Consider the following 23,326-nt stretch of genomic DNA (forward strand, 5'->3'; position numbering starts at 1 on the left):
CACGGCAAAAACCTCAAAGCCCCTACCCACCACTCCCCCGCTTCCGATTCACAATAGCAGTCTCCGAAAGATCCACCTCCCGCATCAGCTTATTGAGCGTTTCATCGTTGATATGCTGCAACGAGCGCAGCTTCAGCAATTCCGCTCGCTCGGCCCGCAACGCCGCCATCTTCAACCGCGTCTCCACCATTTCGCTCTTTTTCGCGGCCTTGCGCGACGCTTCTTCGTCGCCGAGCGATTCCAGCCGTCTGCGATACATGCTCATCACGCGCGCGGTCGAATCGGCGCAACGCGCGGACGCGGCTTCGTCCATCTGTTCGATGAGCTCATCATGCGTATCGTCGATCGCGCGAATCGCGGCCTGCGCCGCGCGACGACGCGCCATGCGCTCCTCCACCGCATGCGGATTCTTCTCGCGCTCGATGCCGCGCAGCATCAGCGGCAAGCCGACGACGGCGATCAGGAGCGACGCCAGAATCACCGCCGACGCGATGAAAATCGCCAGATCGCGCCCGGCGAGCGTCACGGGCAGCGACAGCACGCCCGCCAGCGTCACGGCACCGCGCACGCCGCCGATCGTCGTCAGCGCCAGCGTGCGAAAACCGGGCGCGGCGCTGTCGAGGCCCTGCTTCGCCGTACGGCGCGCGGCGACCCAGCGCAGCGAATACACCCACACGAAACGCAACGCATAAAGCGCGATCAGCGTCGCGAACACATAGCCGATCAACAGCCCCACCTGCGCGTTGCCGTCGTGATGCGCCTCGATCAGCGCCTGCCCGATGATGTGCGGAAACTGCAGCCCGAGCAGGATGAACACCATGCCGTTGAAGACGAATTCGATCATCGTCCAGGTGCTCGTCATGCGCACGCGCACCGCGCTCGGAATGCCTTCGCGCAAGCTCTGGATGTTCATCATCATGCCCGCCGACACCGCCGCCAGAATGCCCGAGCAGCCAACGTGCTCGGCCATCACGTACGACGCGAACGGAATCAGGATCGTGAGGATGACGCCCGCGGCGGGATCGTCGTCGTCGGAGAATTTCAGCAGGCGCGACGGAATCTCGGTGACGGCCCAACTGATCGCCGCGCCGATCGCCAACCCGCCCGCCGCGATGATGAAAAAGCTGACCGTCGCGTCGCGCAGCGAGAACACGCCCGTCAGCGCGGCCGCGATCGCGAACTTGAGCGCGACGAGGCCCGACGCATCGTTCATCAGCGCCTCGCCTTCGAGAACGTGCATCAGGTTCGCGGGAATCCGGTTGCGCCCGGCGATGCCCGTCAGCGCGACGGCATCGGTCGGCGAAAGCACGGCGGCGAGCGCGAACGCGATGGGCAGCGGCATCGACGGAATCATCGCGTGCAGGAAATAGCCGAGCACGCCGACGGTGATGAACACGAGCCCGAGCGCAAGCATCAGGATCGCGCGGCGCTGCATGTACAACTCGCGCTTCGGTATGCGCCAGCCGTCCGCGAACAGCAGCGGCGGAATGAAAAGCAGCATGAAAAGTTCAGGATCGAACGTGACGTGCAGCGCGAAGCCCGGCCACGCGAGGCACGCGCCGATCGCGATCTGGATGAGCGGCAGCGGCAGCTTGATCGGAAGCAGGCTCAGTCCGAATCCCGAAAGCGCGACAGCCAGCAGAAGAATGAGAACGGTAAAAACGATTTCCATGTGTGCGCTACTGCACCAGACGCACGAACGGCTGTGCGCGCGGCGTCTAGCATTGTTTCGATGAGCGCAAAGTTTAGCGTTTGCTCGCGATGCGGGCAGCGGACGCGCCGCCGGCTTTCGCACCGCGACGGTGCGCGTGCACCTGAAATCGCCTGCTGACGGTGCACGCGGGACGCAAAACACCGGCTGCGCGCAGCGCGCTCTGCGCATGGAGCTTGCTTTACCGAAAGCCACGGGACAGAGAGACTCCCGGCGAGATCACCGAGGGCAGTTCTTATGACAATGGTATGGGGCATCACGCAGCCGAGTGCGTTTCGCCACGGCGTTCAGGCGAGGGCATCGGCATGATGATCGCAAATCCCGAGAAGACGACGGTTTCCGCGCGCAGCTTCGAGCTAGGCGTGACATCGGGCTTCGATCGCTATTCGGTCGAACACGGCGAGTTGACGTTATCGAGCGTCTTTCAGCCGGTGTTCAGTCTGTCGCACATGCGCGCCGTCGGATACGAGGGCTTGCTGCGCGCGCACGATGCGCTCGATCGCCCGGTGTCGCCGCTCGATGTGTTCGGGCAGGCATCGCGCGTCGGCGAGGCGTTGCAGATCGACCGGCTCGCGCAGGCGCTACATCTGGAAAACTTCAGGATGCTCGGCGCGAAGGACGAATGGCTCTTTCTCAACGTGCATCCCGGCGCGCTGACCGAGCCGTATCACGCCGCCGCGCTGCTCGCGAATCTGAAGCGCCTGAATCTCGAGCCGCGCCGCGTCGTGCTGGAAGTGCTCGAGCAAAGCGCGGAGGATATCGAGCGGCTCGCGCTCGCGGTGCAGCAGTTCCGCGACCACGGCTTTCTCATCGCGCTCGACGATTTCGGCGCGGGGCACACGAACATCGAACGGATCTGGCAGCTCGATCCGGACATCGTCAAACTCGATCGCGTCATGCTTTCGCACGCCGGCCACAACGTTCACGCGCCGCTGTCCGCTCGCTCGCTCAAGCAGCGGCAGAACATGGAGGCGGTGCTGTCGGGCATCGTGTCGTTGCTGCATCAGGCGGGCAAGCTCGTGCTGATCGAAGGCGTCGAGACCGAGCACGAGGCGCAACTCGCGCTCGCGAGCGGCGCGGATTTCGTGCAGGGCTTTTTCTTCGCGCGGCCGCATCCGGGTCTCGCGGACAGCGCGCACGCGCAAAACGTGATCGGCGAGCTGACCGAGCGTTACCGACTGCAGACCGAAGCGCGCGAACGGCGCGTCGCGACGAGGCTTCAGCCGTATATCCGCGCGTTCGAGCGCGCGGCCGAGCGGCTCGCGGCGGGGGAGCCGCTCGAAGAAGTCTGCTGGAATTTCCTCGCGCTCGATAACGCCGCGCGCTGTTTTCTGCTCGATCAGAACGGCAAGCAGGCCGGCCGCAACGTCGTGCTGCGCGCCGACCGCGCCGCGCACGAAGCGCGCTTTCTGCCGCTCATCGATGCGCAGGGCGCGAACTGGCTGCGCCGTCCGTACTTCCGCGCGGCCCTCGGCGATCCCGAGCGCGTGCACGTGACGAAGCCGTATCTGTCGATCAACGAAGCGATGCCCTGCGTCACGCTCTCCGTGGAGACGCGCGCGCAGGGCAAGCGCTGCGTGCTGTGCGGCGATATCGACTGGCTGCCCGACGATATCGACTGATTACTTCGCCACGACGACCGGAATCCCCTTCAGCGATGCCGCGCCCTTCATCGAATCGATGGAGGCGCGCACCGCGTCGCCCGTCGCCGCTTCGATGCCGATGCGCGCCGCGATGTCGCGTTCGCTGCGCTTGACCATCGCGACGTTCGCGAGCTTGACGTGTCCGTAGCCGCGCACTTTCTCGAACAGCGCGGCGAGGGCTTGCACGTCCTTCGCGTTGTCGGCGTTCAGGCGGGACAAGGCGCGCGTCATGGTGATCTCGAAGTCGTCGGCGAGCTGACGCTCCATGCGGCGTTCGAGCGTGCGTCCGAAGACGTCGAGCGCGGTGCCGCGCAGCGCGCGAAACTTCGCGAGACCGCCGAGCACCGGCCACATCCACTGGCCGAACACTTTCTTCTTCGGCGCGCCGTGTGACAGAACCGGCGGCGCGAAGTTGAACTTCACCGCGTAATCCGAGCCTGCCGTGCCTTCGAACTGCGCGCCGAGCGCGGCGCGGAACGCCGGGTCCGCGTGCAGGCGCGCGACTTCGTATTCGTCCTTCACGGCGAGCAGCTTGTAGAACGAGATCGCGATGGCTCGCTTCACGTCCTCATTCGCCGATGCCTTCGCGAGCAGCGACCGATAGCGCCCGACGAACTTCTTGCCGCCATACGCGAGCAAGCGCGCTTCGCGATCGCCGATGAGTTCCGCGAGCGGCATATCCGCCATGACGATGCGCTTCGGCTGCGTCGAAGCGGTCAGCGATTCGAGCGCTTTCATGTCGTGCGCGGCGAGACGGCCGATCGAAAACGCCAGCTTGTTCGCCGCGACCGCGACGTTGTTCAGTTCGAGCGCGCGCATCAACGCTGCGAGCGACAGCGGCACGAGGCCGAGCTGCCACGCGAAGCCGAGCATCAGAATGTTCGCGCCGATGGTGTCGCCGAGAAAACGCTGGGCGAGCGCTTGCGCGTCGCAACGGCGCATCGCGTCGTGCGCGGCGGGGCCGGCGGCGTGACGCATCTTGTCGAGCAGCGCATCCGCGTGAAGATTCGCTTCGGGGTTCTGCACGAAGCTCGCGTTCGGAATCGCGTGCGTGTTCACGACGATCTTCGTGCGATCGTGCCGCACCGTCTGCAGCGCTTCCGGGCTCGCGCCGACGACCATGTCGCACGCGAGCAGCAAGTCCGCCTGTTGCGTGTCGATGCGTACCTGATTGAGCAGCGCATCGGTCGCGGCGAAGCGCACGAACGAGAGCACCGAGCCGCCTTTCTGCGCGAAGCCCATGAAATCGAGCACCGACGCGCTCTTGCCTTCCAGATGCGCCGCCATGCTGATGAGCGCGCCGACCGTCACGACGCCCGTGCCGCCGACGCCCGTCACGAGGATGTCGTACGGCGCGTTATCGAGCTGGCCTTGCGGCAGCGGCAAGGCATCGACGCGGCGCGCGAGTTCGGCGGGATCGAACGCGTGGCCTTCGGCCTTCTTGAGCTTCGCGCCTTCGACCGTGACAAAGCTCGGGCAGAAGCCGTTCACGCACGAATAATCCTTGTTGCACGACGACTGATCGATGCGGCGCTTGCGTCCCAGTTCCGTTTCCACAGGCTCGACCGACAGGCAATTCGATTGCACGCCGCAATCGCCGCAGCCTTCGCAGACGGCTTCGTTGATGAAAAGCCGCTTGTCCGGATCGGGAAACTCGCCTTTCTTGCGGCGGCGGCGCTTTTCGGCGGCGCACGTCTGATCGTAGATGAGCACGGTGACGCCCGGCGTGTCGCGCAGACGGCGCTGCACGTCGTCGAGCTCGCCGCGATGATGAAACGTCGTGCCGCGCGGAAACTGATCTTCGTGACCAATGTATTTCTCCGGCTCGTCGCTGACGACGACGAGCAGCGCGATGCCTTCGGCTTCGACCTGACGCGCGATCTGCGGCACGGAAATGCTGCCGTCGACGGGCTGGCCGCCCGTCATCGCGACGGCGTCGTTATAGAGAATCTTGTACGTGATGTTCGCCTTCGCGGCCACGGCCTGACGAATCGCGAGAATGCCGGAATGAAAGTACGTGCCGTCGCCGAGATTCTGAAAGACGTGCGGCGTTTTCGTGAACATCGAGTGCGACGCCCAGTCGACGCCTTCGCCGCCCATCTGGATGAGACCGGTCGTGTCGCGCTCCATCCACGACGCCATGAAGTGACAGCCGATGCCCGCCTGCGCGACCGAGCCTTCCGGCACTTTCGTCGAGGTGTTGTGCGGGCAGCCCGAGCAGAAATAGGGCGTGCGCTTCACGGCATCGGCGACATTCGACAGGATTTGCGGCGCGACCAGATCGACCACTTTGTCGCGGCGATCGAGCGCCGGCTTGTGACGCGCGAGCCAGTCCGCGAACACCGGCAGCACGCGCGACGGACGCAATTCGCCGAGCGCGGAAAGCAGTTGCGCGCCGTCGCGAGCGTTCTTGCCGATGACGATCGGCCGCGCGCCGTCGACGCGGTTATACAGATGATCCTTGATCTGCTGCTCGATGACCGGGCCTTTCTCCTCGATGACGAGCACTTCGCTCAGACCTTCGACGAAGGTCTCGAGCCGCGTCGTTTCGAGCGGATACGACAGCCCGACCTTGTAGATCCGCACGCCCGCGCGGTCGAGATCGTCGACGGTGAGATCGAGGCGGCGCAGCGCTTCCATCAAATCGAGGTGCGCCTTGCCGCACGTCACGATGCCGACGTTCGCACGCGGGCTCGGCGCGATCCACTTGTCGATGCTGTTCGTGCGCGCGAAGTGGCGCACGGCCTCGATCTTCGCGGCGAGACGCGCTTCGATCGTGAGGCTCGGCAGATCGGGCCAGCGGTTGTGCAGGCCGCCCGCCGGCGGCGTGAAATCTTGCGGCGCTTGCCAGTCGAGCCTGAGCGCATCGAGATCGACGGTCGAGCCGGATTCGACCGTCTCCGAAATCGCCTTGAAGCCGATCCACGCGCCCGAAAAGCGCGACAGCGCCCAGCCGTAGATGCCGAACTCCAGCATGTCGGCGACGTTCGACGGATTCACCACCGGCATGTGCCAGGAGATCATCGTCTGATCGCTCTGATGCGGCATCGACGACGACACGCAGCCGTGGTCATCGCCCGCGACGACGAGCACGCCGCCGTGCGGCGACGAGCCGTACGCGTTGCCGTGCTTGAGCGCATCGCCTGCTCGATCGACGCCCGGGCCTTTGCCGTACCACATCGCGAACACGCCATCGACGGTGCGTTCCGCGTCCGATTCGACGCGCTGCGTGCCGAGCACGGCCGTGCCGCCGAGTTCCTCGTTGATCGCGGGCAAGAAGCGCACATCGTGCGACGCGAGCAGTTTCTTCGCTTTCCACAATTGCTGATCGACCATGCCGAGCGGCGAGCCGCGATATCCGCTGATGAAGCCAGCGGTGTTCAGGCCGGCGGCGCGGTCGAGTTCGCGCTGCATCAAAACGAGACGCACGAGCGCCTGCGTGCCGGTGAGGAAGATCCGGCCTTTCGTGGCGGAGAGGTTGTCGCCGAGTTGATAGTCCGACAGCGCGGGAGGAAAAAAGGCATCGGCGGGGACGCGCGCGTTCATGAGATCTCCGTGTCTTGTAGGTATGCGAGGCAATGCGACATTCTTTGCCGACAAAAGCGGAATGTTTTTGCTTACTCGCAGCGAATACCGTCGCGCCGAGAAACATCGGGCTGATTTTCGAGATACGCGAGAGAAATTTCCTCGATCTGTCCGGGCTTCGCGTAAACCCGGATCGGGCGTCGGCGCGCGAAAGGGCTAACCTGAATGCCTCGACAGCCAACCCGATTGCAGCCGATGAAGCTCTTTTACTGGCCGAAGACGCGCGCCTTTCGCGCGCTGTGGATGCTCGAAGAAATGCGCGTGCCGTATCAACTGGAGTTCGTGAACATCCGAGCGGGCGCGCAGAACGATCCGAACTTCTGCCGCGTCAATCCGATGTCGAAGCTGCCCGCGCTGGAAGACGGCAGCGTGCGCGTGGCCGAATCGGGCGCGGTGCTGCTGTATCTGGCGGATCGCTATCCGGAAACGACGCTCGGCGTGCCGCTGCACGATCCGTCGCGCGGGCGCTTTCTGCAGTGGATGTTTTTCACCGGTTCGTGTCTCGAACCCGCGATGGCCGAACGCGTGACCGGCGCGCAAGGCAACACGGTGAGTTTCGGATGGGGCGATCTCGCGCGCGTCGAGCACGCGATCGAAAACGCGCTGGAAGAGGGGCCGTGGCTGCTCGGCGAGCAATTCACCGCCGCGGACATTCTCGCGGCGAGCACGCTGCAGATCGCGTTCAAGGCGAAGCTGATCGAGCCGCAGGGCGTGCTTTTCGATTACGTCGAACGCGCGCTCGGGCGCGAGGGCTACGAGCGCGCGTCAGCGATCGATCATCGCGAGGCCGAGCGGCTGGCGCTGAACAGCCACGCGGGCGTCGTGCATTCGTCGAGCGAGAGTTAGGGAAACGCGCGCGGCTTGGGAATGCCCGCGCCGGCTTCGATATCCGACACCGCGCGCCGATGCGCCAGCTCGACGGCTTCGGCGCGATCGGCGAGACCGTCGTCGCCGCCGACGGTCGTCCACGTCTGCACCGCCTTGTCGTGATGACGGATCTCGTACTCCGCGTCCCAGCGCGAGCCCTGCAGCTCGACCGGCCTCACGTGGATGGCGTAGACGCCATAAAGGAAGATCTGCTCCGGCATGTTGTCCTCCGATGCGGCCATGCAGCGTGGCTACAACTCGATTTCCCCGAGGATGCGGTGCGCGAGCGCGCGCGCTTCGTTGAGCGCTTCTTCTTCGTTGCCCGACGCGGCTTCCACTTCGTAGAGCGTCGCTTCGGTATCTTCGCCGTCGTCGCGTGCGAGCGAGACGAGGCCCTGGTACTGACCGCCGTCGATGGCGCGCACGCCGATCGTCGCGGTGTAGATGCCTTTCGTGTAGGTGGTGTCTTCCATGATGGATTCGCCTCCAGGCAAGGACGAATCCATGCTAGCACGCTGATATGTAACGCGTGCGACGCTTATTTCAGCAACGCCTCGACCTCATCCAGCGACGGCGAATGCGCGCCCGAATGACGGCACGCCGCCGCGCCCGCCGCGAGCGCGAACTTCAGATGTTCGGGCCATTCGCCGTGACGCGCCATCAAGCTATAGAGCAATCCGCCGATGGACGCATCGCCCGCGCCGACCGTATCGGCCACTTCGACGCTCGGCGGACGCGCGCTGTATTGCTCGTCGCCGGCATAGAGCGTGGCTTCCGAGGAGCCGCGCGTGACGAGCACGGTGGCTTGGCGGTTCATCGCGCGGATTTTCGCGAGCGCGTCGGCTTCGGGCATGCCTTTGAACAGCATGTGCAGATCTTCGTCGGACACCTTGATCAGATCGGCGAGGCCCGCCATGTTGCGCAGGATCGGCTCGTAGCCGTGCTCCATCAGATTGCGATAGTTCGGATCGAAGCTGATCTTCACGCCGTGTTCGCGCAACTGACGGGCGAGCGCGGCAAGCGTCGCGCCGAGCGGCTGACGCACGAGGCTGATGCAGCCGAAATGCGCCCACTTCACGCGCTCCATCCAGCCTTGCGGCAGCCGCGACGGATCGAACGCGAGATCAGCGCCGTTCTCGCCCATGAAGTAGTACGTGGGCGGCTGCGTCTTGTGGACGATCGCGAGCAAGGGCGGACGCTCGACGCGCTGCATGAAGCGCATGTCGAGGCCCGAAGCGACGCTCGCGTCCCACAGATCGTCGGAGAAATTGTCCGTGCCGAGCGAGCCGGCGCAGGCCGTCGGCAGGCCGAGCCGCGCGACCGCGCGCGCGACGTTCCAGCCCGCGCCGCCCGGACGCGAAAGCCAGCTCGACACGTCCGTGCGGATCATGTCGGTGAGGATGTCGCCCGCGGAAACGAATTGCGGAAAAGTGGTTTGCTCGCTTGCCATGCTTGTCACCGTTGAGTCGAAGTCGGGGCCAGCGCGTTCAGCACTTCGTAGCACGCGCCCATCGTGTGGTAGTCGGTCTTGCCGGCGGGACTTTTCTCGTCGCCGTACTTGCGGTTGTCGCACGTCAGAATGCGATACCACGCGCCGTATTCGTGATCGACGAAGTGCTCCCAGCTATAGCGCCAGAGTTCGTCATAGCAATCCCAGAAACGCTCGCGTCCCGTGCGCGCGCCGAGCAGCGCCGCCGCCGCGAAGCCTTCGGCCTGCACCCAGAAATACTTGTCGTGGTCGCAGATGGTGTCGTCCGGGCCGAAGCCGTAGTAGAGGCCGCCGTGACGGCTGTCCCACGCGCGGTTGAAGCCGGCGTCGAACAGTTCGACGGCGCGCGCCGAGAGCCACGGCAGCGCGCGGTGCCGCTCCAGAATCAGCAGCAGCTTCGCCCATTCGATCTGATGACCCGGCTGAAAACCCCACGGACGGAAGATGTTCGAACTGTCCGATTCGTTGTAATGCCAGTCGACCGACCAGTCGCGATGAAAATGCTCCCACACCATGCCGTGCGACAGCTTCGCCTGCCGCAGCGTGATGTTGCCCGCGATCTTTTCCGCGCGATCCAGATAGATGACGTGACCCGTCGCCTCGTAAGCCGCGAGCAGCGCCTCGGTCGCGTGCATGTTCGCGTTCTGCCCGCGATAGTCCGAAAGCCGCCAGTCGGGCGTGGCTTCGTCGGCGTAGAGGCCGGCGTCGGCGTCCCAGAAACGCTTTTCCATCAGCGCGAAGGTTTCGTCGATCATCGGCCTGGCTTCGTCGATGCCCGCCATCACCGCGTGCGCGCATGCGAGCAGCACGAACGCCGTGCCGTAGCAGTGGCGCGTGCCGTCGAGCGTGCGCTTCTGGCCGTCGTGCCACTCGATTTCCCAGTCGTAACCTTCGTTCGCGGCGTCCCAGTGGGCGTCGCGCAGGAATCTGAACGCGTGACGCGCGTCGTCCCGATAGCGCGCGTCGCCGAAGTGGCGGAAGGCCATCGCGTAGTTGAAGACGAAGCGCGTGCTGCTGACGAGATGGCGCGTCGTGCGGTTATAGACGCTGCCGTCGTCCTTGAAGAAATGAAAGAAACCGCCGGACGGATCGCGCGCGTTCGGCGCGTAGAACGCGAGCGTGTCGCGTACGTGGGAGAGCAGGAAGTCGCGGCTGCGGAAATCGATCGCGCGTTCTGCTGGCGCCGGTTCCGCGAGGGCAGGTGAGGCGGTCATGTTCATGGCGTGCTGATGTCCTGTTTCGTGCCCGAGCTCGCGCGAGGAACGAAATTGACGGCGACGAGCGTGTCGGCCTGGCTCGGCGGGCTCGATTGATCTTCCAACAGCAATTCGACACCGCGGCGCCCGAGCGCTTCCTTGTCGACGGTCACGGTCGAGAGCGGCGGCGTGCTTTGGGCGGCGGCCGGAATGTCGTCGAAACCGACGAACGCGATGTCGTCCGGCACGCGCAAGCCGTGCGCGAGACAGACGCGCATCGCGGCGAGGGCCGCTGCATCGTTATAGGCGAAAACGGCGTCGGGCAGGGGACCGGATTGCGCGCGGGCTTCCGCGATGAGGCGTTCCATCGCGTCGGCGGCGGCCTGATCGGCGGTCAGGCCCGGCTGCGTCATGACCTCGAGCGTCGGATCGAAAAGCTGGCCGGCATCGAAATATGCTTTCCGATAGCCGAGCGCGCGTTGCGCGATGCTGTAATGCGCGAGCGATCCGCCGATGAACGCGATGCGCCGCCGCCCTTGCGCGAACAGATGCTGCATCGCGAGCGACGCGCCGGTCACATTGTCGATGTTGACGGAGCGGAATCCCGGCGCGCGCAGGTCGATCAGCACGGTGGGCCGCGCGAGCGAATGCAGATGCGCGAGCAGTTCCGGCTCGACGAAACCCGCGACCGCGATAGCGTCCGGCGCGTGCAGGCGCATCTGCTGCGCGAGATCGTGCGTCGGACCGGCCGTGAGCACGGATGGCACGAGCCGCCGCTCGCGGCACGCTTCCTCGAAACCGTTCAGCACATGGGAAAAGAAAGGGCTGACGGCGAAATTGTTGTGCTGCCGATGCAGCAGAAAGGTCACGCGACGAATGCGCGTGCGCAACTGAGCCGAATCGTAGCCGAGTTGCTGCGCCACTTCGACGACGCGCACGCGCGTCGCCTCGGACAAGCCTGGTTGATTCTTGAGCGCGCGCGAAACCGTCCCGATCGAGACGCTTGCCGCGCGCGCGACATCGCGAATGGTGGTGGCCATCGTGGTGTTCTCTGTCTCCGCTTTTCTCGGCTGTTTTCCGCTCAGGCGCGATGTTGCGCGCGCTCGGCCGGTTCACTTGTTCGAGGCGATTGTATAGTAAAAGCCTCGAACTTAGCGTCCGCGACGATTGGAGAAAACCAGTAGGCCGTTGTTATATATGCGATTCCTTGCGAATTGTTTGTTTAGTAAAAATATGGAAACATTACGCCGAGGCTTCGCGGTCGTGAACCGAGCGCTTGTCGGGCGTCCATACGTCGAGGATCAGATCGTCGTCCCAATAGTGGCTTAGCAGCGGCAGACTCATGCGGCCGCGCAGCTTTGCGTGGACTTCGTCGCCGTTCTGAAGCCAGCCTTCGATCGGCCGACGCCAGTGACACGCGACGACCGCGCCGTCATGCGACAAGCTTTGGTGTATATGCTCGACGATGTGCCATAGCTGCGGCTCGTCGAGGTAATAGCCGATCTCGCTGATCACGACGAGATCGAACTTGCCGGTGGGCCAGCAGTCGGGCAGCAGCATCTGCCGGACATCGACGTTCCGATATTCCGCGACGCGTTGCCGCGTGAGCGCGACGGCGTCCTCGGCGATGTCGGTTGCGATCAGCTCGTCGCAGCGTGGCGCGAGCAGCGCCGTCAGTTCGCCGTTGCCGCAGCCTGGCTCGAATGCGCGCGCATAGCGTTCGTGCGGAAGCGAGGCGAGCAGGAGCGCGCGTTTGCGCCGTTCATACCATCGATGCCTGATTTTCCAGGGATCGTCGTTATCTCGATAAAGGGTATCGAAGTACTGCTTAGTATTGTTGTTGGTGTTGTTCATATGAGTACGACTTCGAAAGGCCGTGTAAGCCTTGCCAGCACATGCTCGGGCAGCACTGGCGCTTGTCCGGTGGTGGCGTCGGGGTCGAGCTGGCTCCGAAAAGCCTGCACGGCCCGGAGCTTCCGGGCATGCGTGGCGCCGTCGAGCACGATGCGGCGAGCACGGCTCCATGGCACGCGCGTATCGTCCGGCGACGCCCAGTGCCAGGTCCAGAGCGGCACCTCCACACAAGGCAGATCGAGCGCTTGTGCCGCGGACTGAACGGCGCGCCCGGCCGCCTCGTGGTCGGGGTGACCATCATAGCGCCATGTCGTGAAAACTATGTCGCCCGGTTGAAGGTACTCCGACAGGCATCCTGACAAACTCGATTCGATCTGGTCAGGATCGCCGTCCTGGAGCCCGAGCCGGACTACCTGGACCTGACGCAGATGCAGCCGTTGCAGCGCAGCCCTCGTTTCCTGCGGACGTACGCGTGCAAGACGTTCCGGCGGCCATTCGGATGACTTCGGGTGACTTGCCGTGCCGTCTGTTGCGGCGATGATGAGAATGTGCCGGCTGATCTCCGAGAGTCGAGCGAGCAGGCCGCCGGTGCCGAGGATTTCATCGTCGGGGTGTGGCGCAACGACGACGGCCCGGCTGCCGAGCGGCACCAGTTCCGCCGGATCGACTTCGGGCAGCGCATTCAGACGCGCCCATCCCTGCCATGCGGCTTCGGGCGTGCCTTCGCCGCGTATGGCGCGGTCAGTGGCCTTTTCGTCGGTAGGCGCTTGCGTGGTCACACTTGCCATGAAATCCTTTCCTCCTCTATGACGTGCTCGGCGAGCGATGCTTCGTCACGCTCGGCGTGGCTTTGTCGAATGAAAACCGGCAGATCGGCCATCAACTGCGCGAAGTGCGCGTCGCGGCAGAGCGGGCCGGCGCCCAGCGCGCGGCCCGCGCGCTCCACGACCAGCGTTGCCACATGTTCGGCCGCGAGGCGCGCACGCATCGTCGGCACCATGGCGTCGGCCTGCGGCTCGCGGTCGATGAACGCCGCCGTCTCGCGCAACAACGCGGCCGTCGCGGATAGCGCCGTATCGATCGCACCGAGATGCGCGAGCTTGTACGGCCCCGCGCGATGCTTTGTATCGCGCGCGACGAACGCTGCAATGCCCGATGCAGCGCCGAACCAGCACGCGGCAATGCCCGCGCCGCCCTGCCAGAAACCAGGGCGCTCGAGATAACCACGCGGCGGACCGACCAACTGCGCGGGTACTCGCTCGAAGCGCACGTCGACGCTCGCGCTCGCCTCCATGCCGACCGCTTGCCAGCCGGAACCGGTGACTTTCACGCCGTTCTGCCGCAGATCGACGGCGGCGAGAACCGGTTCGTCGCGCTCGTTCCACGCGGTTACGAGCGCATGCGTGACCGATGCCGCTCCGGAGCACCATGCCTTCGTGCCGTCCAGCGCGACGATCTGTGAGCCGGCGTCACCCAGCGCCAACAAGCGCGCGCTCGGCGGTTCGGCTGCCCAGACGGCCCACGCGCTGCCGTCGTCGGGTGGCGGGCCGCCCAGTTCGGCGAGGATGGCGAGCGCGTCCGTGTGGCCTTCGTAGAGCTTGACCAAAGAGAGGTCGAAGGCTGCGACCGCGCCCAACGCGCGCCAGCGCTCAGCCGTGTTTCCCCGGCCCGGCAAGGGAAGGCGATCGAGACCCGCGCCGATCAGCGCATGAAGCGCGCGGCCTGTTTCTTCGGCGTTGCCGCGTTGAAACGGCAACTTGCCGAGAAAGTCGCGCAAGGCGGAGGCCGTCGCATGCTGTTCGACGCAGTTCATCGGTCCATCCGCTGTTTAAGTTTGATGCGTTGTGTCCACATGGCGCGCCGTGTCCGTTTCTGCCCGGTTTTGAACAAGAGTGTGGCAAGGGACATGCCCGAGCACCATTCAGCCGAAAGACGTAGGCCAAAGTGCCGGACGCACGGCAACACGTTCCGACGAATCGATGTGAAAAGTCAGGCTTTCTGGCTTATGCCGCTTGGCTGAATGGTCGCTTGAGCGTGGCCGGGTTCAAATGACGCAAAAGGCCGCACGCGGCGGCCTTCTGGAAAGGGATCGAATATGGCGAACCAGCGGGCGCCGTTCGCGGACGGGCGTGAATCAGCGGCGGGCGGGCGCTCCGACGGCCTTGTTCTCGCGCGCGGCTTCGGGCGCAGTCTTGCGTGCGCCCCAACGCTGCGCGAGCACCGCGCACACCATCAATTGAATCTGGTGGAAAAGCATGAGCGGAAGCACGACCGCACCGACCGCGTGCGACGCGAAAATCACCTTCGCCATCGGAATGCCGGACGCGAGACTCTTCTTCGAACCGCAGAAGATGATCGTGATCTGGTCGGCGCGCGAGAAGCCGAGGCGCTTGGCCGTGAACGCCGTGATGAACAGCGCCGCCGCCAGCAACAGGATATTGACCGCGAGCAGCCCCGCGAGCGTCCCGAGCGAAATCGAATGCCAGATGCCTTCGTTCACGGCTTCGCTGAACGCGACGTACACGACGAGCAGAATCGAGCCCTGATCGACGAACTTGAGCATCGCGCGATGCCTGTCGATCCACTTGCCGATGGCCGGCCGCAGCAATTGCCCGGCAATGAACGGCACGAGCAGTTGCAGCGTGATGTTGCCGACGGTGTGCCACGGCGAGCCGGTCGTCGCGCCGTGATTGCTCACGACGATCCCGACGAGCGCCGGCGTGATGAAAATGCCGAGCAGGCTCGACGCGGACGCGCTGCACACGGCGGCCGGCACGTTGCCCTTTGCCATCGACGTGAACGCAATCGACGACTGCACCGTGGACGGCAGCGTGCACAGAAACAGGATGCCGGTGTAGAGCGCCGGCGTCACGAGCGGCGTCAGCACCGGTTTGAGCGCGAGCCCGAGCAGTGGAAAGAGCGCGAAGGTGCTGAGCAGCACGACGAGATGCAGCCGCCAGTGCGTCGCGCCGGCGATGATCGCCTCGCGGGAAAGCTTCGCGCCATGCAGGAAGAACAAGAGGCCGATGGCGATATCGGTGATCCAGTTGAATGCGACCGCCGCGCCGCCGCGGCAGGGCAGAAAGCTCGCGACGATGACGGTGCCGACGAGCGCCAGCGTGAAGTTGTCGGGAAGAAGTTTGGGCCGTGCCATCAAAGAGTCTCGTACTTGGACACGCCGGCCGCTGGGCGGGGCGTTTTTTGCGTCAAGTCAGGAAAAACCATGATTTTCGCTCGCACCCGATTAAATTGGCAAATTCATTTACTGGATCGATTGATGACACGTCCACATGAAACGACCTGTGCACGAGGAAGGCCGAATGAGCGCTACAGCAAAACTCGGGCCGCGCGCGAGCCAATTTCGCGGCTTTCAGATTCTTTTGTCCAGCACATTTGTTCTTCATATGTTTGGTCGTCCGAAATGCTCGGCGGCAGCGAAAAACTCTGACGTAACATGGTGTTACAACCATCGAGCGGGCCTAACACTTTTTGGCTCGACTGCTTTCGCGGCGCGAAATAAATTGTTGAATACACCGGTTGGCGGGTTTATGCATCGCTCGATGCAAGGCCCCGAATGTTCCGACTGCCGCCGGTTGTCCGCCTGAAGCGAAAGTCTCCGCTTTCCATTCACGGACGGAAATATCGGTCGGACGCAGGCTGTTTCGACATGGCGCTCACAGGCATTCGCAACACTACCCGGCTTTTCGCATCCGTAGCGCTTGGCGCGCTCGCGGTGGCGGGTTCGCTCGCGCTTGCCGGGCCGCGCGTCGAGTGGCTGCCGTCGACAGTCCTCACCGATTCCGGCGCCAGCAGGCAATCGCTGCATTACACGCCGGTCGCCGCCAAAGACGGCTTGACGCCCGTTAGCGCCGAAGTGCGTCCGGGCCCGCGGGGCGATCAAACGGTGCCGCTGCGTGGCGCGGGCTCGATTCGCGCCGACATCACGCGCTACAACGAAGAGCGCAGCCTGCCGCGCCCCCCCGGCCGTCCGGCCGACGACGGTCGCGCGCCGACGAACGCGAACTACCGCAACTGAACGCTCCGCAGTCTTCCTGAGCTGACCTCCGTTTCGCCGCGTTCGCCGCGCGGAACGCAAAACTGTTTGCGCGTCTAGCTTCGCTGTCACGATGACGTAATCTCGCCACAGTTGCGCATCGAATTTCCCTCAGCCGTTCCGCTCTTTTTTCCGCGCAAGGACAATGCGGCCTGCGCGGGAAAATGTCCGAAATTCTTAATTTCAAACGCCTTTCGACGCTTGGAGAGGCGCGCCGGTACTCGCTGCGCATCTCGCCGGTTGTCGATCCGGCCATCGCGAGCCTGAGGCAAAGCGTCCCTTCCTGCGCGCGGGCGGGGCGGGAAGTATTCGAACCGCTATACCCGCAATAACCAAAAACATTTTTGACCGGAAAAATGGTCCGTAAAGATGGTGCCGCTCCACACGCGATGCCTCTTCGCCCACTAAACCGTTATGCCGGTCAGACGAGGCGAGCGCAACGCAACTCGCCCGCAAAGATTTCAATTTTCGACAAAGAACAGGAGAGTTCATGAAGTCAACCGTCAACCGTGCAATGACTACGGTGAAAACAACGGTCAAGGCCACCGCGGTCGCCGCAGCGATGTTCGGCCTCTTCGCCGCGGGCACGGCGCACGCGCAATCGAGCGTTTCGCTATATGGACAGGTCGACGAATGGGTCGGCGCGCAGAAATTTCCCGGCGGCGATCGTGCCTGGAACGTGAGCGGCGGCGGCATGTCGACGTCGTACTGGGGCTTGAAGGGCGCCGAGGATCTCGGCGGCGGCTACAAGGCCATCTTCACGTTGGAGAGCTTCTTCCGCGCGCAGAACGGTCAGTACGGACGCTTCCAGGGCGACACCTTCTTCGCGCGCAACTCATACGTCGGCATTCAAGGTCCGATCGGCACGTTCACCGCGGGCCGCCTGACGACGCAACTCTTCGTCTCGACGATCCTGTTCAACCCGTTCGTCGATTCGTACGTCTTCTCGCCGATGGTCTATCACGTGTTCCTCGGCGCGGGCACATTCCCGACGTACCGCACGGATCAGGGCGTGATCGGCGATTCGGGCTGGAACAACTCGGTCCAGTACACGTCGCCTGACTTCAACGGTCTGTCGGGCAGCGTGATGTACAGCTTCGGCAACACCGCCGGCGACGGCCGCTCGAAGAAGTACAGCGCGCAGTTCCTGTACTTCCACGGTCCGTTCGCGGCGACGGGCGTCTATCAGTACGTGAACTTCAACAACACCCCGGGCGATCTGACGTCGGTGGACGGCTTCGCTTCGCCGGGCTACAAGAGCCAGAGCGTCGGCCAGTTGGGCGCGTCGTACGACATGAAGTACGTCAAGTTCTTCGCGCAGTACATGTACACGAAGAACGACTACGAAGGCCCCGGCACGTTCCACGTCAACACCGGACAAGGCGGTGTGACGGTTCCGCTCGGCCCGGGCACGGTGATGGCGTCGTATGCGTACTCGCGCAGCAACGGCGGTCTCGATCAGACGCACAAGAGCTGGGCGCTCGGCTACGACTATCCGCTGTCGAAGCGCACCGACGTCTACGCGGCGTACCTGAACGACAAGTACACGGGTATGTCGACGGGCGATACCTTCGGCGTCGGTCTCCGCGCGAAGTTCTAAAGCGTTCGCATCGAACGAAAACACCGCGCTCAAGGGCGCGGTGTTTTGCTTTCTACGGCACAAAAAATCAGCCGATCGCGAGGCGCGCCTTCGCGTCGTCGTATTCGCGCTTCAGACGCTCGACCAGTTCCGCGACGCTCGGCACGTCCTCCATCAGCCCGACGCCCTGGCCCGCGCCCCAGATTTCCTTCCACGCCTTCGCCTTGCTCGTGCCTTCGGCGAAGTTCATCGCGTTCTTGTCGGAGACGGGCAGCGCATCGGGATCGAGTCCCGCATTGACGATGCTCTCGCGGATGTAGTTGCCATGCACGCCCGTGAAGAGATTCGTGTAGATGATGTCGGCGGCGGTTGCATCGACGATCGCGCGCTTGTATTCCTCGAGCGCGTGCGCTTCCTTCGTCGCGATGAAGCGCGTGCCCATGTAGGCGAGGTCCGCGCCCATCGCTTGCGCCGCGAGGATCGAGCCGCCATTGGCGATCGCGCCCGACAGCACGATCGGGCCGTCGAACATGCGCCGCACTTCGCCGACGAGCGCGAACGGCGACGTCGTCCCCGCGTGACCGCCCGCGCCCGCCGCGACGAGAATGAGGCCGTCGACGCCCGCTTCGAGCGCTTTCTGCGCGTGCCGCAAGTTGATGACGTCGTGCAGCACGATGCCGCCGTACGAATGCACGGCGTCGATCATCTCCTTGACCGGCGCGCGCAGGCTCGTGATGAAGATCGGCACCTCATGCTCGACGCACACGCGCACGTCCTGTTCGAGCCGCGCATTCGACTGATGAACGATCTGATTGACCGCGATCGGCCCGATCACGGCATCGGGATTCGCGGCCTTGTGCGCGGCGAGCTCGCTTTGAATCTGCGTGAGCCATTCGTCGAGCAGTTCGGCGGGACGCGCGTTCAACGCCGGAAAAGAGCCGACGATGCCCGCCTTGCATTGCGCAAGCACGAGCTCGGGATAACTGACGATGAACATCGGCGAGCCGACGACGGGCAAGCTGAGGTGCTGCAAGATGGCGGGCAGAGCCATGGCACGAATCTCCTGAGTGTGTCCGAGCAGCGTTAAACCATTCTAGAGAACTGGCGCGCGATCCGGCACGCACGATCATTTTCCGGAAGGCACGCGTGGCCAGCGAACGATCGTTCGATTATATGCACGACATCGCCGCCGAAACATCCGCCATTTCCCGAAGAAGTATTCGGTTTCGGCGTTTCCACGCTCGCCACGGCATCGGCGACTGCGCGAGCGCGCCTACAATGGTCCGCAACGCCACGAACAAGAAAACACAATGTCGTTCAAAGACTACGAGCCGTTTCGCGTCGATGCGGGCGGCGTCGAGATCGCCGGGATGAAAGGCGGCGAGGGGCCGCCGCTCTTGCTCCTGCACGGACATCCGCAAACGCACGAGATCTGGCACAAGTGCGCTGGCGAGCTTGCGAAGCACTTCACGGTGATCGCCACCGATCTGCGCGGCTACGGCGCATCGGGAAAGCCGGAAAGCGACACGCATCACACGCCGTATTCGAAGCGCGCGATGGCCGGCGATCAGGTCGCGGTCATGCATCACTTCGGCTTCGAACAGTTTCTTGTCTGCGCGCACGATCGCGGCGCGCGGGTCGCGCATCGCATGGCGATGGATTTCCCCGACGCCGTCGATCGTCTGATGCTGCTCGACATCGCGCCGACGCTCGCGATGTACGACGCTACCGACCGCGAATTCGCGACTGCAAACTTCCACTGGTTCATGCTGATCCAGCCGTCGCCGCTGCCGGAATTGCTGATCGGCGGCAACCCGGACGCATATATCGATCGGCTATTGGGCAGTGGCCAAGCGGGATTTGCGCCCTTCGCGCCGCATGCGTTGCAGGCGTATCGCGACGCGTTTGCCGCGCGGGGTGCGATCTTCGCGACGTGCGAGGACTATCGCGCGTCGGCGGGCATCGACCTCGAACACGAACGCGCCGATCTCGAACGCGGCATGAAGATCGCCTGTCCGCTGCGCGTGCTGTGGGGCGAGCAAGGCGTCATCGGACGGCGCTTCGACGCGCTCGACGAATGGCGGCGCGTCGCACGCGACGTGAGCGGCCGCGCGCTGCCGTGCGGGCACTACATTCCCGAGGAACAGCCCGACATGCTGCTCGCGGAAATGCTCGCGTTCTTCGAGGCAGATGCGCCCTGAAACCCGCGCCGGCATTGGGCTTTACGTGAATTCAGGTGTCGTTACAATTTTGTAGGGAAAGCACCGATGCACGTGAAATAGTGTCGCGATACGATACTTGGGACGTTGATCACGTCCATATGATTCTGCCGCTTGCCGTAGCTGACAAGCGGCTTTCTTTTTGTGCACTCGGGCGGTTCAGGCCACCGACACGGTTTCGCCGCTCACGTTCACCGAGCCGCCGCGCGCCAGTTCCCCGACGATTTTCTCGACGAGCGTATGACATTCGCCCGATGGCGCGAGCGCATCGGCGGCGGCGCGCATCGCGCGGGCGTCTTGCGTCATCGTGACGAGCGCATCGAGCGTCATCGTGCGCACTTCCATCAACTTGAAGACGATCAGCACCTTGAGCGCGTTCTTCGCGTTGCGCGCGGGATCGGCCTGCAAGTAATCGAGTCGCGACGAAGCGACCTCGAGCGCGCGCGCAACGTCCGTGAACGGCGCGCCGTGGCCGGGAATCACGATATCGACGTCGAGCGTCGATATGAGTTCGAGCACCGCGCGTTCTTCCGCGAAACCGCTGTCGCCTTCGAGTTCGGGAAAGATCACGCCGAAGCCGTTTTCCCACAACGCGTCCGCGCTGATGAGCACCCGCGTCTCGGGGCAATGGAGCATCAGCGAATGCGGATCATGGCCCGGCGCGCCGAGCACGTTCCAGTCGAAGCCGCCGAGCGCGAGCGTCGCGCCGTGCGCGATCGTGCCCGTGAAATCGAAGCGATCGCAGCGCTGGCCGGTCGCGCGAAACGTGAGCGCGTCTTCGTCCCACGCGCGCACCGCGTGCGCTTCGCTTGCGGGAATCAGCGTGTCGCAGGCGTACGTGCGCTGGAGCAGCGCGTTGCCGCCGCAATGATCCGAATGCAGATGCGTGTTGACGATCAGATCGAGCTTGCGCGCGCCGAGCTTTTGTTTGACCAGCGCGAGCGTTTGCGGCGCGTGGGATACATAGCCCGTATCGACGGTCGCGGTGCCTTCGGCGCTTCTGAACAGCACGTTGTTCGACGAGAGCCAGCCGCGCTCGAAGACCGTCATCGACTCCGGCAGCGTTCTCACGCGCGTGTCTCCAGCGGCATCACGACGATGGTCGCCGTCGCCTTCATCACCGTTTCGCCGAGCTGATTGCGCGCGTCGCCTTCCAGCTTCACGAGATCCCCGTTCAGACTCGCTTTCCACTTCGCTTCGGTCACGCGCCAGGACATCGTGAGCACGTCGTTCGCTTTCACCGCGCGCGTCAGCCTGATGCCGAATTCGAGTCCGAGCGGCTGCGCGTATTGTGAGAAGTGCGTGGCGAGCATCGCCATCAGATGCGCGGTCGGCTGCGTGCCCGATGCGATCAGCGCACCGAAACGGCTTGCGCGCGCGTAGGCGTCGTCGTGATGCAGCGGGTTGAGATCGTTGACGAGCGTCGCGAAGTGCTTGATCGAATCGGGCGGCAGCGTGAGCGTCGCGTCGAACGATTCGCCGAGCGTCACCACGCGCGCGCCCTGACGACGGCTCTCGACGCGCGCGAGCACCGCGCGTTTCGCGTCATCGTCATGGGACGACCACGCGGCGATTTCGTCGATGTTGCGAAAGCAGCCGTCGCAGAAACCGGTCTCCGGATTCATGCGGCATACATCGACGCACGGCGACGCAACGTCCGTCACGTTCGTCACGATTCCGCCGTCTCGCGCAACGCGACGTCCGCGACCGGCGCGCCCGTCAGCTCGATCAATTCCTGCGGCGACAGATTGAACACCGCGTGCGGATGCCCGGCCGCCGCCCACAGGCTGTCGAGCGCGAGCAGGTCTTCGTCGATGAGCGTGACCGGCGTGACCGCATGTCCGATCGGGCACACGCCGCCGATCGCATAGCCGGTCTTCTCGCGCACGAACTTCGCGTCCGCGCGCGCCAGAGCGCCGACGCGCGCCGCGACCTTCGCTTCATCGACGCGATTCGCGCCGCTCGCGATCACGAGCACGGGCGCGTCGTCTTCCTTGCGGCGAAACAGAATCGACTTGGCGATCTGCGCGACCTCGCAGCCGAGGCCGGCCGCCGCTTCCGCCGACGTCTTGCCGGTTTCGGGCAGCATCACGACGTCATGCGGATGGCCGCGTTCCTTCAACAAAAGCGCGACGCGGCGCGCGGAATCGGGCAATTGATCGATCATCTTTGTCCTTTGTTGTTCAGACGCAGGCGGCGGCGCCGTCGCGTTTCTTCGTGAAGATCGCCTTTCCTGCACGCGACGAACTCGGCTTGCCGATCGCGCGCGAAATGAAATCGCCGATATCGACGAGCTGATCCAGATCGACGCCGGTCTCGATGCCGAGCCCGTTCATCAGATACACGACGTCTTCGGTCGCGACATTCCCGGTCGCGCCCTTCGCATATGGACAGCCGCCGAGCCCCGCCACCGACGCGTGGAAGATCTCGATGCCTTCGAGCAGCGCCGCATAAATGTTGCCGATGGCTTGCCCGTACGTGTCGTGGAAATGTCCGGAAAGGCGCTCGCGCGGAAACGCTTTCTGCGCTGCCGCGAGCACTTCGCGCGTGCGTTTGGGCGTGCCGACGCCGATGGTATCGGCGATATCGATCTCGTCGCAGCCGAGCGCTTTCATGCGTTCGACGACATCCACGACCGATTCGATGCTCACTTCGCCCTGATACGGACAGCCGAGCGCGCACGAGATGGATCCGCGCAGCCGCATGCCGGCGTCCTTCGCGGCTTTCGCGACCGGCTCGAAGCGCGCGATGCTCTCCGCGATGCTGCAATTGATGTTCTTCTGCGAGAACGCCTCGCTCGCCGCGCCGAAGATCACGATTTCATCGGCTTTGGCTTCGAGCGCGCCTTCGAAGCCGCGCATGTTCGGCGTGAGCACGGAGTAGATCGTGCCCGGACGGCGCTCGATGCCGGCCATGAGTGCGGCGGCGTCGGACATTTGCGGCACCCATTTCGGCGACACGAACGATGTCGATTCCACGTTCACGATGCCCGCCCGCGCGAGCCGGTTCACGAGCTCGATTTTGGTTTCGGTGGGCACGAATTCCTTTTCGTTCTGCAGGCCGTCGCGCGGCCCGACTTCGACGATTTTCACTTTTGACGGAATCATGTCTCTGTCTCCTTTCGATGTG

21 protein-coding genes are annotated in these 23,326 nt (G+C 64.2%); 5 read left to right on the forward strand and 16 right to left on the reverse strand.

Features of this window, described 5'->3' with window-relative positions:
• Nucleotides 1-22: 22 nt before the first annotated feature.
• The gene (locus tag LDZ23_RS00290) at nt 23-1,672 is read right to left on the reverse strand and encodes a Na+/H+ antiporter (RefSeq protein WP_008351988.1); all 1,650 of its coding nucleotides are present in this window, start codon (nt 1,670-1,672) and stop codon (nt 23-25) included.
• A gap of 344 nt (nt 1,673-2,016) precedes the next feature.
• Between LDZ23_RS00290 and LDZ23_RS00295 the strand changes: the two genes are divergently transcribed.
• Nucleotides 2,017-3,333: an EAL domain-containing protein gene (locus LDZ23_RS00295; RefSeq protein WP_008351986.1), complete on the forward strand. Its 1,317-nt coding sequence runs from the start codon at nt 2,017-2,019 to the stop codon at nt 3,331-3,333.
• Here LDZ23_RS00295 and LDZ23_RS00300 read toward each other — a convergent pair whose 3' ends face one another.
• Nucleotides 3,334-6,900 carry an indolepyruvate ferredoxin oxidoreductase family protein gene (locus tag LDZ23_RS00300; RefSeq protein WP_008351979.1) on the reverse strand — a complete coding sequence of 1,189 codons (3,567 nt, stop codon included), beginning with the start codon at nt 6,898-6,900 and terminating at the stop codon, nt 3,334-3,336.
• 234 nt (nt 6,901-7,134) lie between these two features.
• Between LDZ23_RS00300 and LDZ23_RS00305 the strand changes: the two genes are divergently transcribed.
• Entirely contained in the window at nt 7,135-7,785 is a 651-nt protein-coding gene (locus tag LDZ23_RS00305; RefSeq protein WP_008351977.1) for a glutathione S-transferase family protein, read from the forward strand.
• On the opposite strand, the gene LDZ23_RS00310 is transcribed toward LDZ23_RS00305, so the two are convergent.
• The 9 genes from LDZ23_RS00310 to LDZ23_RS00350 form a co-directional block, all read right to left on the reverse strand.
• Nucleotides 7,782-8,027, reverse strand: coding sequence for a hypothetical protein (locus LDZ23_RS00310; RefSeq protein ID WP_008351976.1), 246 nt, complete (start codon nt 8,025-8,027; stop codon nt 7,782-7,784). The genes LDZ23_RS00305 and LDZ23_RS00310 overlap by 4 nt on opposite strands.
• Nucleotides 8,028-8,057: 30 nt before the next feature.
• On the reverse strand, nt 8,058-8,279 hold the full coding sequence (locus LDZ23_RS00315; RefSeq protein ID WP_008351974.1) for a hypothetical protein: 222 nt from the start codon (nt 8,277-8,279) through the stop codon (nt 8,058-8,060).
• A gap of 65 nt (nt 8,280-8,344) precedes the next feature.
• Entirely contained in the window at nt 8,345-9,256 is a 912-nt protein-coding gene (locus tag LDZ23_RS00320; protein ID WP_008351973.1) for a carbohydrate kinase family protein, read from the reverse strand.
• A 5-nt stretch (nt 9,257-9,261) separates the two neighbouring features.
• Nucleotides 9,262-10,515, reverse strand: a complete 1,254-nt coding sequence (locus tag LDZ23_RS00325) for an AGE family epimerase/isomerase (protein ID WP_008351971.1) — start codon at nt 10,513-10,515, stop codon at nt 9,262-9,264.
• On the reverse strand, nt 10,512-11,531 hold the full coding sequence (locus tag LDZ23_RS00330; protein WP_008351968.1) for a LacI family DNA-binding transcriptional regulator: 1,020 nt from the start codon (nt 11,529-11,531) through the stop codon (nt 10,512-10,514). Before LDZ23_RS00330 ends, LDZ23_RS00325 begins: the two co-directional genes overlap by 4 nt.
• Nucleotides 11,532-11,733: 202 nt before the next feature.
• Complete coding sequence (locus LDZ23_RS00335; RefSeq protein ID WP_008351966.1) at nt 11,734-12,345, reverse strand: class I SAM-dependent methyltransferase; 612 nt, start codon at nt 12,343-12,345, stop codon at nt 11,734-11,736.
• The gene (locus LDZ23_RS00340; protein WP_008351964.1) at nt 12,342-13,133 is read right to left on the reverse strand and encodes a PIG-L deacetylase family protein; all 792 of its coding nucleotides are present in this window, start codon (nt 13,131-13,133) and stop codon (nt 12,342-12,344) included. Before LDZ23_RS00340 ends, LDZ23_RS00335 begins: the two co-directional genes overlap by 4 nt.
• Nucleotides 13,121-14,158, reverse strand: coding sequence for an acyl-CoA dehydrogenase family protein (locus tag LDZ23_RS00345; RefSeq protein ID WP_008351962.1), 1,038 nt, complete (start codon nt 14,156-14,158; stop codon nt 13,121-13,123). The genes LDZ23_RS00340 and LDZ23_RS00345 overlap by 13 nt, the downstream gene beginning before the upstream one ends.
• A 321-nt stretch (nt 14,159-14,479) precedes the next feature.
• On the reverse strand, nt 14,480-15,499 hold the full coding sequence (locus LDZ23_RS00350) for a bile acid:sodium symporter family protein (RefSeq protein ID WP_033536558.1): 1,020 nt from the start codon (nt 15,497-15,499) through the stop codon (nt 14,480-14,482).
• 513 nt (nt 15,500-16,012) lie between these two features.
• Here LDZ23_RS00350 and LDZ23_RS00355 point away from each other — a divergent pair.
• The gene (locus LDZ23_RS00355) at nt 16,013-16,381 is read left to right on the forward strand and encodes a hypothetical protein (protein ID WP_008351958.1); all 369 of its coding nucleotides are present in this window, start codon (nt 16,013-16,015) and stop codon (nt 16,379-16,381) included.
• 508 nt (nt 16,382-16,889) lie between these two features.
• The gene (locus tag LDZ23_RS00360) at nt 16,890-17,999 is read left to right on the forward strand and encodes a porin (RefSeq protein ID WP_008351956.1); all 1,110 of its coding nucleotides are present in this window, start codon (nt 16,890-16,892) and stop codon (nt 17,997-17,999) included.
• A gap of 67 nt (nt 18,000-18,066) precedes the next feature.
• On the opposite strand, the gene LDZ23_RS00365 is transcribed toward LDZ23_RS00360, so the two are convergent.
• Nucleotides 18,067-19,029 carry an NAD(P)H-dependent flavin oxidoreductase gene (locus LDZ23_RS00365; RefSeq protein ID WP_008351955.1) on the reverse strand — a complete coding sequence of 321 codons (963 nt, stop codon included), beginning with the start codon at nt 19,027-19,029 and terminating at the stop codon, nt 18,067-18,069.
• A 259-nt stretch (nt 19,030-19,288) separates the two neighbouring features.
• On the opposite strand from LDZ23_RS00365, the gene LDZ23_RS00370 reads away from it, so the two are divergent.
• Nucleotides 19,289-20,179 carry an alpha/beta fold hydrolase gene (locus LDZ23_RS00370; protein ID WP_008351954.1) on the forward strand — a complete coding sequence of 297 codons (891 nt, stop codon included), beginning with the start codon at nt 19,289-19,291 and terminating at the stop codon, nt 20,177-20,179.
• A gap of 177 nt (nt 20,180-20,356) precedes the next feature.
• Here the strand turns inward: LDZ23_RS00370 and LDZ23_RS00375 are convergent, their stop codons facing one another.
• Genes LDZ23_RS00375 through LDZ23_RS00390 form a run of 4 tightly spaced genes read right to left on the reverse strand, consistent with a single transcriptional unit; the run spans nt 20,357 to nt 23,304 of the window.
• Nucleotides 20,357-21,268 carry an MBL fold metallo-hydrolase gene (locus LDZ23_RS00375; RefSeq protein WP_008351953.1) on the reverse strand — a complete coding sequence of 304 codons (912 nt, stop codon included), beginning with the start codon at nt 21,266-21,268 and terminating at the stop codon, nt 20,357-20,359.
• Nucleotides 21,265-21,822: a DUF1289 domain-containing protein gene (locus tag LDZ23_RS00380; protein ID WP_235366272.1), complete on the reverse strand. Its 558-nt coding sequence runs from the start codon at nt 21,820-21,822 to the stop codon at nt 21,265-21,267. Before LDZ23_RS00380 ends, LDZ23_RS00375 begins: the two co-directional genes overlap by 4 nt.
• A gap of 44 nt (nt 21,823-21,866) precedes the next feature.
• Nucleotides 21,867-22,364, reverse strand: a complete 498-nt coding sequence (locus LDZ23_RS00385; RefSeq protein ID WP_008351951.1) for a YbaK/EbsC family protein — start codon at nt 22,362-22,364, stop codon at nt 21,867-21,869.
• 16 nt (nt 22,365-22,380) lie between these two features.
• Nucleotides 22,381-23,304: a hydroxymethylglutaryl-CoA lyase gene (locus LDZ23_RS00390; RefSeq protein WP_008351950.1), complete on the reverse strand. Its 924-nt coding sequence runs from the start codon at nt 23,302-23,304 to the stop codon at nt 22,381-22,383.
• Nucleotides 23,305-23,326 lie beyond the last annotated feature (22 nt).

The organism is Caballeronia zhejiangensis, assembly GCF_022879815.1.
Taxonomy (GTDB): Bacteria; Pseudomonadota; Gammaproteobacteria; order Burkholderiales; family Burkholderiaceae; genus Caballeronia; species Caballeronia zhejiangensis.